The organism is Pantoea sp. AS142, assembly GCF_037152305.1.
Lineage (GTDB): Bacteria > Pseudomonadota > Gammaproteobacteria > Enterobacterales > Enterobacteriaceae > Pantoea.
Genome location: NZ_JBBCMO010000003.1, coordinates 175,931 through 192,633, shown reverse-complemented (window position 1 = coordinate 192,633; position 16,703 = coordinate 175,931). Strand labels below are relative to the sequence as shown.

The 16,703-nt window shown below is 48.7% G+C and carries 14 protein-coding genes and 3 pseudogenes; 10 read left to right on the top strand and 7 right to left on the bottom strand.

What is annotated here, in order from left to right:
- Nucleotides 1-247 precede the first annotated feature (247 nt).
- From cybB to WFO64_RS08845, 6 genes and pseudogenes are all read left to right on the top strand, one after another.
- Nucleotides 248-772, top strand: a complete 525-nt coding sequence (cybB, locus tag WFO64_RS08870) for a cytochrome b561 (RefSeq protein WP_337010834.1) — start codon at nucleotides 248-250, stop codon at nucleotides 770-772.
- Between the two features lie 182 nt (nucleotides 773-954).
- Nucleotides 955-1,614 carry a DUF1345 domain-containing protein gene (locus WFO64_RS08865; RefSeq protein WP_337010832.1) on the top strand — a complete coding sequence of 220 codons (660 nt, stop codon included), beginning with the start codon at nucleotides 955-957 and terminating at the stop codon, nucleotides 1,612-1,614.
- A gap of 452 nt (nucleotides 1,615-2,066) precedes the next feature.
- Nucleotides 2,067-2,228 (top strand): ATP-binding cassette domain-containing protein, encoded by a 162-nt coding sequence (locus WFO64_RS08860; RefSeq protein ID WP_442956139.1) that lies wholly within the window; start codon nucleotides 2,067-2,069, stop codon nucleotides 2,226-2,228.
- A gap of 188 nt (nucleotides 2,229-2,416) precedes the next feature.
- Complete coding sequence (locus WFO64_RS08855; protein ID WP_337010830.1) at nucleotides 2,417-3,283, top strand: alpha/beta fold hydrolase; 867 nt, start codon at nucleotides 2,417-2,419, stop codon at nucleotides 3,281-3,283.
- Nucleotides 3,284-3,407: 124 nt separating this feature from the next.
- A pseudogene (locus WFO64_RS08850) lies at nucleotides 3,408-3,703 on the top strand (hypothetical protein).
- A 174-nt stretch (nucleotides 3,704-3,877) separates the two neighbouring features.
- A complete protein-coding gene (locus tag WFO64_RS08845) occupies nucleotides 3,878-4,516 on the top strand; it encodes a TetR/AcrR family transcriptional regulator (protein WP_337010829.1) in 639 nt (212 codons plus the stop codon).
- Nucleotides 4,517-4,865: 349 nt separating this feature from the next.
- Here WFO64_RS08845 and WFO64_RS08840 read toward each other — a convergent pair whose 3' ends face one another.
- Nucleotides 4,866-5,192, bottom strand: a complete 327-nt coding sequence (locus tag WFO64_RS08840; RefSeq protein ID WP_337010827.1) for a hypothetical protein — start codon at nucleotides 5,190-5,192, stop codon at nucleotides 4,866-4,868.
- A 98-nt stretch (nucleotides 5,193-5,290) separates the two neighbouring features.
- Here WFO64_RS08840 and WFO64_RS08835 point away from each other — a divergent pair, with 98 nt between their 5' ends.
- Nucleotides 5,291-5,587: a hypothetical protein gene (locus tag WFO64_RS08835; RefSeq protein ID WP_337010825.1), complete on the top strand. Its 297-nt coding sequence runs from the start codon at nucleotides 5,291-5,293 to the stop codon at nucleotides 5,585-5,587.
- A gap of 325 nt (nucleotides 5,588-5,912) precedes the next feature.
- On the opposite strand, the gene WFO64_RS08830 is transcribed toward WFO64_RS08835, so the two are convergent.
- Together WFO64_RS08830 and WFO64_RS08825 are read right to left on the bottom strand one after the other, a co-directional pair.
- A complete protein-coding gene (locus WFO64_RS08830) occupies nucleotides 5,913-6,143 on the bottom strand; it encodes a hypothetical protein (protein ID WP_337010823.1) in 231 nt (76 codons plus the stop codon).
- Between the two features lie 295 nt (nucleotides 6,144-6,438).
- On the bottom strand, nucleotides 6,439-8,613 hold the full coding sequence (locus WFO64_RS08825; RefSeq protein ID WP_337011040.1) for a TonB-dependent siderophore receptor: 2,175 nt from the start codon (nucleotides 8,611-8,613) through the stop codon (nucleotides 6,439-6,441).
- Nucleotides 8,614-8,925: 312 nt separating this feature from the next.
- Between WFO64_RS08825 and WFO64_RS08820 the strand changes: the two genes are divergently transcribed.
- Complete coding sequence (locus WFO64_RS08820; protein ID WP_442956138.1) at nucleotides 8,926-10,032, top strand: tyrosine-type recombinase/integrase; 1,107 nt, start codon at nucleotides 8,926-8,928, stop codon at nucleotides 10,030-10,032.
- Between the two features lie 20 nt (nucleotides 10,033-10,052).
- On the opposite strand, the gene pagP is transcribed toward WFO64_RS08820, so the two are convergent.
- Together pagP and WFO64_RS08810 are read right to left on the bottom strand one after the other, a co-directional pair.
- Complete coding sequence (pagP, locus tag WFO64_RS08815) at nucleotides 10,053-10,625, bottom strand: lipid IV(A) palmitoyltransferase PagP (RefSeq protein ID WP_337010819.1); 573 nt, start codon at nucleotides 10,623-10,625, stop codon at nucleotides 10,053-10,055.
- Between the two features lie 853 nt (nucleotides 10,626-11,478).
- Nucleotides 11,479-11,800, bottom strand: a pseudogene (locus tag WFO64_RS08810) (IS3 family transposase); the annotation flags it as partial.
- A 34-nt stretch (nucleotides 11,801-11,834) separates the two neighbouring features.
- Between WFO64_RS08810 and WFO64_RS08805 the strand changes: the two are divergent.
- Nucleotides 11,835-11,972 (top strand): hypothetical protein, encoded by a 138-nt coding sequence (locus WFO64_RS08805; protein WP_337010817.1) that lies wholly within the window; start codon nucleotides 11,835-11,837, stop codon nucleotides 11,970-11,972.
- Nucleotides 11,973-12,017: 45 nt separating this feature from the next.
- On the opposite strand, the gene fhuE is transcribed toward WFO64_RS08805, so the two are convergent.
- Complete coding sequence (gene fhuE, locus WFO64_RS08800; protein ID WP_337010815.1) at nucleotides 12,018-14,234, bottom strand: ferric-rhodotorulic acid/ferric-coprogen receptor FhuE; 2,217 nt, start codon at nucleotides 14,232-14,234, stop codon at nucleotides 12,018-12,020.
- A gap of 311 nt (nucleotides 14,235-14,545) precedes the next feature.
- On the opposite strand from fhuE, the pseudogene WFO64_RS08795 reads away from it, so the two are divergent.
- Nucleotides 14,546-15,325 (top strand): annotated as a pseudogene (locus WFO64_RS08795) (ferric-rhodotorulic acid/ferric-coprogen receptor FhuE); the annotation flags it as partial.
- A 518-nt stretch (nucleotides 15,326-15,843) separates the two neighbouring features.
- Here the strand turns inward: WFO64_RS08795 and WFO64_RS08790 are convergent.
- On the bottom strand, nucleotides 15,844-16,689 hold the full coding sequence (locus WFO64_RS08790; protein ID WP_337010812.1) for a VOC family protein: 846 nt from the start codon (nucleotides 16,687-16,689) through the stop codon (nucleotides 15,844-15,846).
- Nucleotides 16,690-16,703: the final 14 nt, after the last annotated feature.

Below are 16,703 nucleotides of genomic sequence, written 5' to 3'. Positions count from 1 at the left end.
GCCAGCTTGCCTTGTCGTGGGATCAACGCTTGATAACCGGTTTATCCAATACTCTTTCGATAAATCCTCAATCCCGTCAGATTAAGCTGATGCCTTCAATCGGCTGGGCCAATTACTGCCGAATTCATCAGCCGGTTTAGGGGCCGAACTGCTGATTCGCCTGTCATCATGAACACATAAACTCCTCATAAACACCTAATAATTAAATGGTATAGTGACGCGAAAAAATAGTGACGGGAGTTTATCTATGCTGAAAAAATACAGTGCTTCACAAATCCTTTTTCACTGGTTGACGGTATTGCTGATTATTGTGGCCTACGCCACGATTGAGTTGCGCTGGATGGCCGAGAAGGGAACCTTGCAGCGGAATGTGGTTATGATCACTCACTTTACCGCAGGCTTTTGCGTCATGATCCTGATGATTGCGCGTCTCTGGCTTCGTACCCGCACAAAAACGCCGCCGATTACGCCGCCCGTAGCGCGATGGCAAACGGGCGTCTCACATCTGGTACACACGCTGATTTATGCACTATTTGTTGCCTTACCCGTTCTTGGGCTGACCTCGCGCTACCTGCGCGGTAAAGAGTGGGCCTTGTTTGGGATAAACATGCCTGTCGCAACTTCTCCTGATCCCGCCACTGCGAGTATGCTGATTGACTGGCACGAAACCCTGGCTCCGCTGGGATACTGGTTAATTGGTTTGCATGCGCTGGCGGCGTTATTTCATCACTATTTTCTTCGGGATGACACGCTACGCAGGATGATGCCGTAATCGCCCGGTTAACAACCCCTTAGCGAGATGACGGGCCAGGGCCGCATAATTCAGCTGGATAACCGGTTTGCCAGAGAAAAGCATGCTCTGGCTAACCGGTAAACAGGCGAGCACTCTTCTTATGGCTGTGCCGATTTTAGCTACAGTTGATATCACCGCGATTAAACCAGAATGGTTTTACGATGCCGACATCTTTAACATCTACGCTTTATGCACGCTTACGTCTGCTACTCTCTATCACTGCCGGGCTGATGTGCTATTTTCTGCTCTCTGCTCAACTCGGGCAAATGCAGCGTCTCCTGATTAGCTGGAACGTCTGGGCCTGGATCTATCTCTGTATCCTCTGGTTTCGCATGCTGCGTACAGGAGCGGAAGGAATCAGGCGCATTGCTCAGCAGCAGGACCAGAGTGCTGCGCTGGTTCTGGGGATGGTTATCGTGGCGTGTATGGTCAGTATTGTGGCCATTCTCAGTGAACTCCCTACCCTTAAAAGTCTCTCCGGGACACCGCGACTGCTGCATTTATTGCTGACAGCGATAACACTTATTGCTTCATGGGCAATGTTACCCAGCGCGTTTGCGATGCATTATGCCCATCAGCACTATCTTTACCGGAATAACAGCGTGAGTCCGCTGATGTTTCCTGAAAAAACGGTGCATCCTGGCTATTGGGATTTCCTCTACTTTTCGTTCACTATTGCGGTTGCGTCGCAAACTGCGGATGTGGCAACCGGGACCACAGAGATGCGTAAACTGGCGTTGCTGCAGTCCGTTATCTCTTTCATTTTTAATCTGGCTATTCTGGGTCTGTCAGTAAATGTCGGCGCGGGGTTACTGAATTAGATTGTTTCTAATCATTTGGATGGCGGATATTGGCGAAGCCATTGTGCAGCAGAACCGCGCCTATAAACTTAGGGGAAAACAGTATAAAAATCTCCGGTCTTAACCCGCGGGAAAAACAAATAATGTTCGGGTGACAGCGGATCTGCCACCCGACTTTAAACACAGTACCGGCCAGGCGACTCGCGCAGGATCTTATCGGGTGTTGGCCTGTGGCCACCCTAACACCACGATTTTACCCAGAAGATGAATCGCCACATCTAAATGTCTTATCTTATCTCTTACAGTCTGATGCACTTTCCCGTCATGCCTGCTTCATCAACGCGCTGTGAAGAACAGTTCAGGTATGCTGTCGGAGAAGGAGAGTTCCTGTTTTCAACGGATACCAACACCTAACCACTCTCAATCTGTCAGGTCCTGAGACGTAAACATGGGCAGAGACTTACCCCTGCTGGATGTGCAGGACATCACTTTTTTCAGTCGGGGATCGTCAGCGGCTGCAACCGGCTTCTCTGCAGTTATATCAAGGCGATTTCGTCTTACTGACCGGCCCATCCGGAAGCGGAAAAAGCACACTTCTGAACCGGTATGGCTATATCTCCCCTACATCGCTTTGACGTTCTCATTTCAGCCCGTCAGGTTTCGGGCATAGTTGTCTTGCAGCACTGATTTATCGCAAATGATCCAATAATCGCCCTAAATTGGACTTAATTGTTTTAGCGTTCCCAGCATTGAGTTATTTGTAATAAAGATTACCAAGCCTCAGCCTATAATTGTTACCAAACTCATGACGGGGGGTATAAAAATGTTTGAGGGATTTACTCATACACAAGTCAGCCTTTCGGAGGCAGTGCTTAATGTACGCTATGGAGGTAATGGCCCTCCGGTTCTGCTGTTGCATGGACATCCCCGTACCCACGTAACCTGGTCAAAGGTGGCGCCGGAACTTGCCAAATCGTTTACCGTTGTTTGTCCCGATTTACGGGGATTTGGCAGCTCATCTAAACCTGCTGACAAGCCTAATCACGCGGGTTCTTCTAAACGAGCAAAAGCAAAAGATTGTCTTGAATTAATGAGCTTTTTAGGTTTTGAGCAATTCGCGCTAGTGGGACATGACCGAGGAGGCTACACCGCCTACCGGGCCGCGCTTGATTATCCAGAGCGAATTACACGACTCGCTGTACTGGACTGCATTCCCATACTCGAAGCGCTCAACCGGTGTAATGAGAAGTTTGCCCGTCAGTGGTATCACTGGTTCTTCTTTGCGCAGCCAGAAAAACCCGAGCGGGCAATTTTAGCCGATCCTGACAAGTGGTATGGAGGCCAGCCTGAAACCATGGGCAATGAAGAATACATTGAATTCAGAAGAGCCATACATGATTCGGAGACTGTACATGGGATGATTGAAGATTATCGAGCCGGTCTGACTATAGACAAGGAGCATGAGCTTTATGATCGTCAGAATGGGCGATTGATCGAATGCCCGACGCTCTGTTTGTGGTCAAAATATGATGATCTGGAAGATATATACGGTGACGTACTGGGCATCTGGAAATCCTGGGCGCCAGATGTTCGGGGGATAGCGATAGCCAGCGGTCACCACATGGCTGAAGAAGCTCCAGAAGACGTTACAGCTGAACTCCGGCATTTTTTGTTGCAAGAAAACCTGTAACGGGCCGGCGCGCAGTTTCTGAACATCTCATTGTCCTCACCTATTCATGAATCTCTGTTCGTCCAGTTCATGCCAGGGTTAAAACGTTTACACAACATGAGGATAGCGACGTGATTGTCTTAACCTGCACGGATGTGTACCCGTCCGGCCTACAGAAGGTTTTGCAACCCAGCTGCAGAAGACCGGTGTTGACATTCATAAGGGACGGCAGGAAGTCTGGGCGCGTATGTTCGCAGAGACACGCAGGGTGAAGGGGAGCATGTCTTCCTGGCCACGTATTAGGAAGATTTAAAGGCAGTTAAAGCCTTTGCGGGCGAAAAGTATCAAATTGCTGTCACCTATCGGGAGGATAAGCAAGTTGAGCTGCTATCAGATCCTTACATGTTCCTGCACCATATCCAGACTGTCACGCCTTTCTGACTCAATGCCGGCCGCCGCCATAACACGGCCTGTAAATCACCTGCACCCGCCGCGAGGCTGAATTCACACAAATTTTACCGGGCATTAAGTATGACCTCAGACTCAGGGTTTATACAAAACCTTCCAATTGTAGATTGATCGATCTACAATCAGTCATCACTCCAGGAGAAACTTATGAAAACAGCTGCAGGCAGACCCAGAGAATTTGATCCCGAGGTGTTCCTCAACACTGCACTTGAATGTTTCTGGCAGAACGGATATCAGGCAACATCTATGGCGGACCTGATGAAAGCATCAGGTCTGGCAAGTGCCAGCATTTATAAACTTTATCCAGATAAGCGGGCTATCTATCTTGCTGCTTTGCAGCGGTACATCGACGAAGGCATTTCAAGAACAGTGAAAACAAATGCAGACCGGTCACCGGAAGCTGCATTGCGAGAAATACTTGAATTTGTGGCCCAGTTATCATCTGCGCCTGTTGGCGAAAGAGGTTGTTTTACTATTGCAGCAGCCAGTGAACTTTTACCCGGTGATGAAGAGGTAAAAGCTAAAGTTTCCTCTAAATTCACACATATACGTAGCGAATTAGAGTGCATATTAATTAAAGGCCAGGTTCAGCGGATCTTTCGTCAGGATGAAGAGGCGAGAGTAATGGCACAAAGCATTTTCATGATGCTGGAAGGTATGAGGATATATGGAAAACTTCAGCCAGAGATTGAAGATCTGAGAAAAAGTAATGATTTTATTGTCAGGACGATACTTATAAATACCACTAGCGAAGCCGGAAATACTGCTGTTAAGGCATCCCTGTGATCGCGGTGGGCACTATTGTCCGGCGACAAAAAAGAAGAAGAACAATGATTGTGCTTGAGTGCTTAGAGGGCACGGTCTTGTGCGGTTGGGTGGATAAAGGGCGTTTTTTTAAAAGACGCTTTCCAGTATCAGAATTAAACATATGCTTACCCTATTCAACGTTCTGGTCCATTACATAACAATGCCGTGCTGGTCATCGTTAAGCATCATTTAAAATAATATCTGCTGTTAATAACAGGCGAGCATAGCGTCGGGAGCTGAAAGCCCTGATAAAAAGGCAGGGTAAGTTTTACAACAGGTAGCCATCATCCCTGCGGGTAAGCTATGAATCTGGGTATGTTGAGTCTGTTCAGGCCGATTCATTCTGATGGATGTCTGAAATGGTCTGTGCCTGAATACCCAAATGATCAATCAGTATCTTACATTGCTCACCATGATAAATGGGCGAAAAAGTCTCAGTCCACTCATTTTCTGACAACTTTTCCACATTTAACACTATCTGTAATAGCGTCATGCCCGGCCAGCCTGATGAAGTGTGAACCCTCAAAATGGCCATTATTCTTGCTGAATTCGCCCCAGCGTAGATATTCCTTTTTAGCGGCATCTCATCCAGGTCGCTTCCCGCCAGGCCTGGGACGGTCCGGCGGGTTTCAGTTAACTCAGGTTTGTGGTGCAAATCCATTCCGTCAGAATAGCTAAGGCATCGCTTCTTTTTCGAACGATTGCATAAGATTGCACTGCGTTAACTTATCCTCCTCACTTCTGGAGGTAATCATGAATAACAGCAAAATTGTCGCTTCTCTGGTTATGGTCATGTGTCTATTTTGGGTTGGTGCGCCTGAAGCTAAAACCTTGAAGCAAACCGATGATCAAATCCGCAAACTTATTATTGAAGATTCAATCGCATCCTATCCTGGCGTGTGTGCCTGTCCTTTTAACGCTGCGCGTAATGGAAGTAGCTGTGGCAGACGAAGTGCATGGAGCAAGCAGGGAGGATACGCCCCTGTCTGTTATAAAAAAGAGATTACGAAAGAAATGGTCGATGACTGGCGTAATAGTCATGGCGCTTGAGTAATCAATCGCCAGAATTTTTAATAAGTTATTGTCTGATCGGTCATGTCATAAAAATGAGAAAGTCATCCAGCCTGCCTGGACTCTATTGCTATTTAAGACGCAGCTTTATGAATAGTAGGGAAGGGCGTTATCTGTCGTCACCGTATTAGCACTGTTTCCTGAACCGACAGCTATCCCGCATAAGTCATCATCCGGGAAATAACGTTTCTTCATTCCGAGTGATTTTCAACTATGCCCGAGTCCGATCGATGCGTGCAAATGATGGCCGGGCAAGAATGTTGCCCGGCCATCAGCTAAATTATCTTTTCACGACAACCTCAGCTTATTTCTGTGCCGGCTGTGTCTGTTGATTTTTCTCAGCTTCTTTCTGTTTTTTCTTCGCCATATGATGTCCGACCGCGCAGCCCGCTGCAGCACCGGCCACACCATGGTGAGCAACATGACCTGCCACGCCTCCCACAGCGGCTCCCTTCAGACATCCTTCGGCATTAGCCTCTAAATTTACGGACAGAAACAGACCGGTAGCAATAACAATTACTGATAATTTTTTCATCACTCAATTCCTGGTAGTCATAGTTGTATGTTGAACGCTACAGAGCATAGCCATACTCTGAGGCGTAATGTGGTACGGGATACAGGAATCGCGAAGTTAGTTACCTGGCGTTACGCTTTTCAGGCCGAATAACACTATTTAATGTCGTCTCAGCGATTTGGGTTGCTGGATGTTCGTTCAACCCTGGCCTGACCTTACCCTTAACAGGACAACGGAGGAGAGTGTAGAAAGGAGGTTGTTAACCAACGTTGATAATCAGCGCTTCCATTTGAAAGCGCTGATACAGTGATGCGGATTAGAAGGAGATGGTCAGGCCCGCATAATAAGCACGACCCGGCTCGTTATAAGTCGAGGCACCCTCTGCTTCGCGGTACAACTGCTTATCCAGCAAGTTACTCATCCCGGCAGTGGCACGCAGATTTTTGGTAATGTCATAATTGAAATTGACGCCAAATACCGAATAAGCCCCGACTTCACGGTTCGACATCGCGCTGCTTTCTGTGCGTGACTCCGCATACTGGCGCGGTTTCTGACGACCATACATCGTCCAGTTCAGAGCAGTAGAAAAATCCTGCGTTACCTGCCAGTCCAGCATAGAGTTAATGGTGTATTTCGGAATGATCGACAGCGGATTTCCGGTCTGTTTATCCTTCGACTCAATCATGTAAGTCGCGTTAGTTCGCCACTCCAGCGTGTCAGTGACCAGCGGAATAGTGACATTGCCTTCAAGTCCTTCAACAACCGCTTTGCCGCCGTTACTCCATTGCAGGATATTGTTGCCATTGGAGGCGTAACCCAGCACCTCTGTTCCGGAGACGATTTTGTTTTTGTAGTCATTGCGGAACCAGGTGATGCCCGCGATATAGCCATCCTGACTGAACTCGATTCCCAGCTCTTTATTGACGCTGACTTCAGGATCCAGATTTTCATTGCCCAGCAGATAGCAACTGCCGCGGGTAACGTTGATCGGACAGCCATTTCCCCGCGTAGCCAGTAAATAACCTTCACTGGACTGATAAAGGTTAGGGGCTTTAAACGCGCGTGCGATACCCGCTTTCAGGGTAAAACTTTCTCCCAGAGCCTGAGAAATATTCAGCGACGGACTCCAGTTCGCACCAAAGGTATCGTGATAATCAAAGCGAAGACCAGGGATCACTTCCGTGCTATCGGTCGCGGCGATGTTATCTTCAAAATAAAGTGAACTCAGCGTCGCGCTGTTTTTACTGTTGCGGCTGCCTGTATCACCACTGACACCATTAATAGACACGCCTGGCGCGCTGGTGCCGTTCATTGAGTTAGGATCGTTCAGCTCATCACGGTTCCATTCGGCCCCCAGCGTAACAGTCTGTTCACGAAGCAGTTCCAGCGGGAAGCTCACTTCTCCTCCAGCCCGATAACTTTCAAAGCGGCTGGTCGAAAATGTGTTGCTGTTGATTCGCCCTTCACCAGAACCCGCTGTGCCTTCATTCAGGCGGGTGTTATTGGTTTTTTCATAGTTAAAAGTGAGTTTCGATTGTCCCCAGTCCCAGATGCCATTATGAGCGAGGCCCCAGGTCTGACGATAAAGACGGTTGGTTTCCGATCCATCAAGAGATTCGATCAGCGCATTACCGGCACCATTGCTGTACTGGGTATCACCGGCGTAAATATTGCCCTGACGACTGTATCCGTAGCTGAAATCCAGCACCTGTAATGGCGTAATCTTCCACGACAGCACACTATTTATATCTTTATTGCGAACGCCTTCACGACCCGCTGCGCCAGAACCGTTGTGCGACTGATTAATGTCGAAAGCATCACTGTCGGTTTTATTAATATTCCCATAGAGCCGCATCGTCAGGGCATCACCCGCCAGTGGGCCACTCAGGTTGAAGTTGGCGCGTCGGGTTGCCCCTTCTTTATCATCTTCCGGCTGGTTGGTGTAGAGTGACAGCGACCCGCTCCAGTCGTTAGTCGGGCGTTTGGTGATGATGTTAACCACGCCACCGGCCGCGCCGGAACCGTAACGGGCAGCCGCGGGTCCACGAATGACTTCAATCCGCTCAACCATTTCTGGTGGCACCCAGTTAGAGTCACCACGGGAATCACGCTCGCCACGCCAGCTATATCTCACTGAATTGCGTGAGGTGGTAGGCGCGCCATCGATCAAAATCAGCGTATTTTCCGGCCCCATGCCACGAATATCGATCTGACGATTGTTGCCACGCACACCGTTGGCGCTGTTACCGGTTAGATTAACTCCCGGCATTTTGCGGATGATGTCGGAGAGATCGTTGACCGGCGGGTTTTTTTCAATGTCCTGCGAGGTAATCACCGAAACGCCGGGCTGCTGTTTCAATTCCTGTTCAGCAGTGACCAGCATCGTTTCATCATCAGCCAACTTTTCCGTCTCTTCCTGATTAGCGCCGTTAGCAGTAGTACTCAACAAACCGGCCAGTAACAGCGCCACAGGACGCTTATGGACACGCATAGTTACATTCACTTAGAAAATCTCCCTGAATTATTAAGGTTTGTAAGCAAATGCGTATGATAATGATAATAGTTATCATTGTATATCTCGGTAAGCCACCTTTACATTCCCTGCCACTGGGCTATTTATTTACCCTTTTGATGAGAGGCCGCAGGTAATGGCCATTTACCTGTCTGTGGCCTTGGGTTACACACCAGAAAAATCTGCTGATTGCTTCAGAATGCGTCATTATGACTCCAGACTTATCAGGTCTGGAGTCATAGACAGTCAGTCGTTAAAATGGTCCCTTTCAGGGTGATACTGGGCAGAAATGTGAAAACCAACGAGAGAGTCACCGCCGACCGATCAGCCCATGTGGGTCGCCATGTACTGATTTGGCTTAAGCAGGTTAAAACCGCCTCACTGGGCGAACTGGATAATTTTGGCGATGAAGGCACGGTAGAGCAGGTGATGAAGGTCTGGGTAAAACTCTCGCTGCTGATGAGTCGGCGTCGTCCTGAGATCGCCATCTCCTCGTTACTGAAACATGTCCTGCCCAACATTGGTTCGCAGCCACTCAAAATGCTCAACCGTTTACGCCTCAACCGGCTGTACAACATTCTGATCGCCGACGGTAAAAAAGAGGAGGCGCGTCGGGTTTTCGCCCTGACTAAACAATTTCTCGCCTGGGCTGAGATGCAGGGCTATCTCGAACATTCACCTATCGCTTCAATGAAAAAAAGGGATGTCGCCGGTCGCGCTACGCCGCCTCGCAGTCGGCAACTCACCGATGCCGAAATATGGGTCTTCTGGCACGGGCTGGATAACTGGGCGTTATCTGAACAGGCGCGCTGGGCGCTGCGTTTATGTCTGGTGAGCGCCCGCCGTCCGGATGAAATTGTGCAGGCGCAGAAAGCGGAATTCGATCTGCAGTTAGGTTTATGGATGCAGGGCACACGCAATAAATCTGAGCGGGAACATGTGCTGCCCATTTCACCGCTGATGCGTCAGTGTATCGAAGCATTGCTGAGTGTCGCCGATCCCGACTCACCCTGGCTGGTTCCCTCCCCCCGTGACCCACAGCAGCCGCTGTCAAAGGGCGCATTAAATCAGGCACTGCGCCGGATGATCCGCGCCCCACGTGGACTGGGGCTGGAGGCTTTTACGCCGCGCGACCTGCGCCGGACCGCACGTTCTAAACTTTCTTCGCTCGACACGCCTAATGATGTCGCCCGTAAAATCATGAACCATGCGCTGGAAGGAATCGACCGGGTCTATGACACCCATGACTATCTGAGCCAGATGCGCAGCGCCATGGATACCTTTTCCGCAGCGATTGAACAGATTATAGAGTGCGAAAGTTATCATTTGCTGCGACATCGCTACGATGGCGAAACCCTTACGCTGGGCGATCTCTCCGTTATGGCGATGTCGCGCTAACGTCTGTCATTCTCTCGCAATCAGAAGTGGTAGCGCAGCCAGGCAAAATAGACGTTACCGTTGTTATGGGTGCCGGGAATATAGGTCATCTGGAAATCAAGATCGCCATAACCGATGGAGGCCAGAGGCAGTAAAGCGGGCACCGGAATATAATTCCAGTTATGTCGGGCCGTAACACCCGCCGTGTAACCCGCGCCCCAGTGAAAATTCTGATCGGCCAGCGGACGCCATGTCGCCACCCAGCCATAGCCACCAAAGGGCTCCCATTTATTAAAGGAGTCCTTAAATGCCATCAGGTAGATGCCGTTCCAGTTACCTTTCTCATCGTAGCGGGAGATACCGCCACCCGCACCCCAGGGTCTTTCATTATATTTATTGATATGTTCCCGATCGTAAGTGGCGCGGTTATGCCAGGTAATCGCGGGCAGATAAAAATCGATACCCTCAGGTTGCTGCCAGGTTGTGGCGACTTTATCACTGAAATTTTCCCAGCCTGCGCTCACATTCTGACCAAGCGTGGCGGAAGAAGCTGAAAAAACACTGAAAATGGTGGTCGTCATCATCAGCGCTTTAAGAGTAGAAATTTTGCGCATGTACGAATTCCTGCAATATCTGGTGTTAAATAAGGAAATAAAAGGGCTAAGGCGGCTATTGTGGCATAAAAGTAGACAACTTCGGTTCAATGATGGGGTATCGCAGAATTTTATAATTATTGAAAGCGAAACGGCATCTGCGCTTCTCTGTTAAATCTGCAGGCACACTTACGCACATACGCACTTTTCTGCATGTCTTACAATGCTGCATCCTGTCAGGGGGCAGACGATTTCCTAAAAAATTCGCATTATTTGTTAACAACATCTTGCAATGGTAATCGCAATGCGTATATTTCTCATTTGCTTCAGGCATTCATCACACCCGTGCGCAGGCGCTCACGGAAGGGTATCTGGTTACTCAAACCAAAAGCAGGGCAGCGATGTCCGCAGGATGCATGGTCGTGAGAGTGGCAGCATAAAAAACATTAATATAATTGATGAATTAATGAACGCTTTCGAACTTCAGCACCCCAGTATTACGGGCGCGTCTGCTCGGCAACGCCCATTCCGCTCCGCCTTGCTGGATCTTATCGTTGCTGTGTGAATTACGCCGTTCCATTGAAATGATAGCGTATTTTAACTTTATATTTCTAAAGTAAAATAAATATTAAAGTTTTTGTGTCTCCGTAACCATAAAGCCTCTTCTGCAAAACCGCATATTAAATAGCCAGCTTTTTCCAGCCAGAGTTCCGGTCATCATTTAATTATCTGTCATTTTTTGACTTGAATAGCCTGCCAAGGTTTCAGTGTTGATATCCTGCGCCCAATATCGCCTTTCAGACAAAGACCTTGGCTCGTGGAAAGTCGGATGTGTTTTCTCACCCCACCTAATTCCTGAAGCATCCTGTAGGGGTTAACTAAAACTGGCCACTGCTTTAGCGTTTTTCCAGTATCGGCTTTCCGATTCGTTTGGGGGTAACCTACCGTTATATTCATGTGACCTTAGCGAGCTGTAATACCCGACGATATAGTCTGTGATCGCTAGAGCTACATCGCTAAAGTTTATATAACCTGTCACCGACACCCCCTCGTTTTTCAGACTTCCTGAAGAAGCGTTCCATCGGATTGTTATCCCTATAGTTTCCGCATCGGTTCATACTCTTCCTGATCCGATAACGCCACAGTAACTGCCGGAACTGCCTGCTCGTAGAGTGGCTACCCTGGTCACTGTGGAACGTCTCTTCGACTGATTCAGCCGGAGCAGCAATCATGGGTGTTTCTGACAGGGCTATTATGGCTGACATGCTCAATGTTCTTATTGATGTCAAAGAGGCAATTCAAAGACGCGATGATTTAATCAATGAATTGCAAAATCGCATGAATGCAATCGATGTTCTGGATGCATAAAAAAGCCCGGCGTGGTTTGCCGGGCTAAAGGGTTATTTTATAAAGTTAGAAATTGTAATTCAGGCTGACTGAATAATTTCGTGGCTCGTTGAATGCAACGCCACCTGATGGGTCAGTATTGTATTCTCGGTCAAAAATGTTTTTAACATTACCTTGGACAGAAAGGTTTTTGTTAACTTGATAACGCGCAAACAGGTTAGCAATAGGATAACTACCCTGGTAAACGCGTTCGGTTTCACCTGAAGGGTTAATTGCTTCTTTATAAGTCCGGTTTTGCCAGTTTATACCTCCACCTACAGTCAACTCACGAAGGATGGGAAGGTTATAGCTCGTGAAAAGCTTCAAGCTGGTTTGTGGCATATAGGGATTTGAACGATCTCCAGAAGCATCTTTAGCAACATAGCGAGTTGCACCAAAAGTCATCTTTAGATTTTCAGTAACAGCACCATTTATTTCAAAATCAACACCGCGACTTACAACGCCTTTAGATGATTTGTATGCATTCTCGCTACTATTATTTACGTAGGTCTCGCTTTGGATCTGGCCGAGATTATCCTGCTCAATACGGAACACAGAAAGGCTCGATGTAATTTGACCGTCTTCCCAATCGCCTTTGATTCCAGTTTCATAATCTTTTCCAGTGACAGGTTTTAGGTAATTGCCTTGCTGGTCTCGATAAGTTTGAGGTTGGAAGATTGATGTGTAGCTGGCAAAGGCAGAATAGGTTTCGTTAATATCATAAACAAGGCCGCCATATGGAGTAATGTTATTCTTATCCATATTGGAAGATGTGCCATTCGCACTATACTGGGTATAGCGTGCTCCCAGAATAAGGGAAAGGGGATCGGCAAGGGAAAAACGGGCTGCTGTATATGCAGATTTCTGGCGTATTGTGTCTTCCGAGGATAATGCCCAAGCTGGCCATTGGGGTTCATCAATGTTACCCGACCACTCATTCCAGTTTCCAATCTGGGCCGGTGACATTATCTCAGAGGAATAGATATATTTGTTGCGTTGGCGACTATAATCCAGGCCAGCCACTAATTGATGTTGCCTTCCCAATAGCTCAAATGGGCCAGTGGCATAAGCGTCTATAGCTGTCTGCGTGCGCACACCCTTGTACCAACCCGCATATCCATATCCTGCAGTATTCAGTATTCCAGTTTGCTGGTCAGGATAACCTTCGACATACAGTAACTTACTATCAAAGTCTGATTCACTATGAGTGCCATTGATACGTGTCTGCCAGCCGTTATCAAAGTTTGTTGTCAGGTTCGCAAATACCTTACGGGACAGAATATTGTAATGCGTCCAGTCGGCTGATGGATTGTCGCTGCGATCGTAATGAATTTTGCTCCCGTTGCTGTACCAGGTTGGCAGGCCACCCCATGTCGGACCCTCTGTATTACGTGACTGATAGTCGTACCCCAGGTCAAGCGTCGTATTTTCGCTGAGGTCTGCCGCCACTGTGGCATATAGGAACTTTTTACGTTTATGGTAACGGTCAACCCAGCTGTCTTGATCCTGATAACCCGTCACCACACGACCGCGCAGCGTGCCGGCGTCATTAAGTGGCCCTGATAGGTCGGCAACATAGCGCTGATTGTCCCAGCTGCCATAGCTTGTCGAGAGATTACCTGTAAAAATTTTACTGTCAGCTTTCTTGCGAATCATGTTTATGGCAGCACCCGGATTACCTGTGCCAGTCATTAAACCTGTAGAGCCGCGGACAACATCAATGCGCTCATAAATTGCGGAATCGCCGTCAGTTTCACCAAAGTTCCACATACCCGTTTGAGTAGAAGGGATGTCATCATAGGTGTAATTGTTGACGTAAAAACCACGTGAATAGAAGTCTACACGTTCAGAGTCATTTTGTGAGGCTGAGATACCAGTAACGTTCGCCAAAGCATCACCAACGTTCTGCAGGTTCTGGTCTTTGATGCGCTGCTCAGTCAGCGTGCTGACTGACTGCGGAATATCACGCTGGGTTAAGTTCAGTTTAGTCCCAGCACGCGTTGCTGGAACAGTATAAGACTGTTCAGCCAATGTGGCTGGAGTAACGGCTTCATCTGCAGTAACCGTTAGGGTCTGTTCTGAAGATGCGTTTCTGTTATCAGAAAGCTCAGCTGCATTTGTACTGCTGCTAAACAACGCATTACCTACCATCAGCGCTATGACTGAGAAAGCAAAAGTGGTGTTTCTTGTTAGCTGAGACTTGCCGCCACGATTAGATTCTGCATTAACCCGGGTGAAAGACATGCCATAACCTCTTCATTTAATTAATATTCTTGACTTAAACATTCACCCAAGCCTTGCTAAATCTTTTTGGCAACTTTGGTAAATTTCAGTAAGCGCAAGCATACTAAATGCAAATGATTGTTATTGCTATTAACATTTAAGAAAAGTTCAAACTTTTTTTATGTTCATCAACTAAGCAATGTGCTTTCTGCAAAACCATGAGCAACTACTTGATCTCAAATGATTAAAAAATCGTATAAAAGTTAGAAGAAAATCATACCTGATTATAAATAACCGTGTAGTATCAGTTGCTTAGGTTTTATCTCTACAGCTACAACACCGGTAAACGCAAAGTGGATGCGGTCGATGCCTTTGCCTGCGGACCTTATGAACTGCTGGGACATCAGCATGAGCTGATGGTGGGCGTCAATTATACCCGTCAGGATAACAAGTACTTCAGCACCTTTGAGGACATCTCTTCAGCATCGCTGGGTAACTACAACGCCTTCAACGGCCAGTATGCGGAATCCGTCTGGACGCCGCGTCAGCCCGCCAGTGATACCCCGTTGGCTCGCCAGAAGTCGACTTATATGGCGACCCGCTTGTCGCTCGCTGACCCGCTGCACCTGATTTTCGGCGCGCGTTCCACCAACTTGAACCGTGAAACGCCAGACGGTGAAGAAGAGCAGAATAACACCACGCTGCAGATGACCGTTGGCAGCACGCGCTATGTTGCCGAAAACCGCGATGGCAGCACCTTTAATCCGCAACTGCTGCAGACCAGCTTTAACCTGTTCAGCAGCTATCGCCTGCCGATGCTGCAGCTGCTGACGCTGGGTGGCGGCGTGAACGGGCAAATGCGCGTCTGGCATGACGTCGGTGGTCCGGAAGGCAATGGCATATGGCGGACCCGTCAGGGCAGCTTTACGCTGGTGGATCTGTTTGCTCGTTATCAGGTGAACAGGAATCTGTCGCTGCAAGGCAACCTCAATAACCTGCTCGACAACGAGTATGACACCAATGTAGCCAGCTCAGTGGTCTACGGTGGACCGCGTAATTTCTCGGTGACCGCGAGCTACACCTTCGGATTTGTATGCCTGTGGAGCTTATGACGAACGCCTCAGTCGAGGCGCTTTTTTATTATGCTGAGGATAAATCAGATTTGATCGTCGTTTCTGCATGCAGGCCAGAAGAGAAGCAACGTGAGTTTCTTCTTTTTCATTGAATCCCGGGGATCAAGAGCGCAGAGGCAAAACAATCCGCCTCCTTCTCAACATCCTCCCCGATATGCAACATCAGTCCGCGAAAGCGGGCTGAAGGCAGATCAAGATGCATTTTAAATAAGGCGATCAGACGCCCGTAAAGTTCCGCTTTGGCAAGCGCAGAAATCTTAGTGGAAAGGCGCCTGCTATTGAGTTTACGAAAATGCACTCTATCTTCGTTTATTCTGAGCGGCGTCTGGATAGAGAAGAAAACGATCGCTACCTTTATTGTCAACCGGAAGAAATGACATTGCTGACGATATTTTATATCAGAAACATTCGGGTTCAGGGCATCTCTGACAGCTCGCCAGCGTTGTTCGTTAACACTAACGCCCTTATCGGGGCGTTAGTTTTCCCACAATCCGCACTCAGGAAAAACGTAGCGCAAGGTTAAACCCCTCATCTGACTCCACCACCAGGGCCTCCGCTTGCTCCTGAAATGCAATCTTACCCGCCACCAGCGCGCGCCTCATCCTGGCGAGATCCTCCGTCTCAAAACCCAGCGCGACCATCCGGGCACTGCCATCATAGTCTTCGGGCAGCGGGCCAAACCGCTGCTGCGCATATTCTGCCGAAGCAAACCGCACCGTGGCAGCACCGGCACGCAGGACAAAGGCACCCTGGGGACAGGCAATAACTTTAGCCGCACCAAACAGGCGGCTATAGACCTGAGCAGAAAGCGCCGGGTCCTGCGCCACAATCACAAACTCGCTGATATTACGCACGCCATTGGGATGACTCTGCCATACCGGCTGCCATACCGCCTCGGGCGTCAGATGCTGGCAAAAAAAACTACGGCCATTAGGGACCAGCGAAGGGCGCAGCCGCACGGTACGAAAGCGCGCTTCATTCATTGAACCGTCAGGCAGGGTGACCGGACGATGAAATGCAGCTGGCGGTTCGCCATCCAGATCCTGGCGTTGCAGATGCTGAAACTCACTCTCGGCATCGTTGCTTTTCCATACCAGCCCACTCAATCCCAGCGGCGACTGCCAGAGATCGGCGCGCTGGCTGCCCTTTCCTGGCTCATAGCCCAGCAGCTCCAGGTAATTTTCTCCAAAGATCGCCAGATGATTACTCGAACCCAGCGAGTGATGACCCCGCTCGGTGAGCTGAAAACCGAGCCGCCGAAAGCGGGCGCTGGCGCTGTCCAGTTGGTCGGCCACATTAATCACAGCATGATCCAGAATCGGTTGCGGAACCTGAACAGACATAGTCGCACTCCTCT

What these genes read in the sequence shown, in the direction of transcription:
- cybB (WP_337010834.1), top strand. Translation starts at nt 248, where the DNA reads ATGCTGAAAAAATACAGTGCTTCACAAATCCTTTTTCACTGGTTGACG.
- WFO64_RS08865 (WP_337010832.1), top strand. Translation starts at nt 955, where the DNA reads ATGCCGACATCTTTAACATCTACGCTTTATGCACGCTTACGTCTGCTA.
- WFO64_RS08860 (WP_442956139.1), top strand. Translation starts at nt 2,067, where the DNA reads ATGTGCAGGACATCACTTTTTTCAGTCGGGGATCGTCAGCGGCTGCAA.
- WFO64_RS08855 (WP_337010830.1), top strand. Translation starts at nt 2,417, where the DNA reads ATGTTTGAGGGATTTACTCATACACAAGTCAGCCTTTCGGAGGCAGTG.
- WFO64_RS08845 (WP_337010829.1), top strand. Translation starts at nt 3,878, where the DNA reads ATGAAAACAGCTGCAGGCAGACCCAGAGAATTTGATCCCGAGGTGTTC.
- WFO64_RS08835 (WP_337010825.1), top strand. Translation starts at nt 5,291, where the DNA reads ATGAATAACAGCAAAATTGTCGCTTCTCTGGTTATGGTCATGTGTCTA.
- WFO64_RS08830 (WP_337010823.1), bottom strand. Translation starts at nt 6,143, where the DNA reads ATGAAAAAATTATCAGTAATTGTTATTGCTACCGGTCTGTTTCTGTCC.
- WFO64_RS08825 (WP_337011040.1), bottom strand. Translation starts at nt 8,613, where the DNA reads ATGCGTGTCCATAAGCGTCCTGTGGCGCTGTTACTGGCCGGTTTGTTG.
- pagP (WP_337010819.1), bottom strand. Translation starts at nt 10,625, where the DNA reads ATGCGCAAAATTTCTACTCTTAAAGCGCTGATGATGACGACCACCATT.
- WFO64_RS08805 (WP_337010817.1), top strand. Translation starts at nt 11,835, where the DNA reads ATGGGTGTTTCTGACAGGGCTATTATGGCTGACATGCTCAATGTTCTT.
- fhuE (WP_337010815.1), bottom strand. Translation starts at nt 14,234, where the DNA reads ATGTCTTTCACCCGGGTTAATGCAGAATCTAATCGTGGCGGCAAGTCT.
- WFO64_RS08790 (WP_337010812.1), bottom strand. Translation starts at nt 16,689, where the DNA reads ATGTCTGTTCAGGTTCCGCAACCGATTCTGGATCATGCTGTGATTAAT.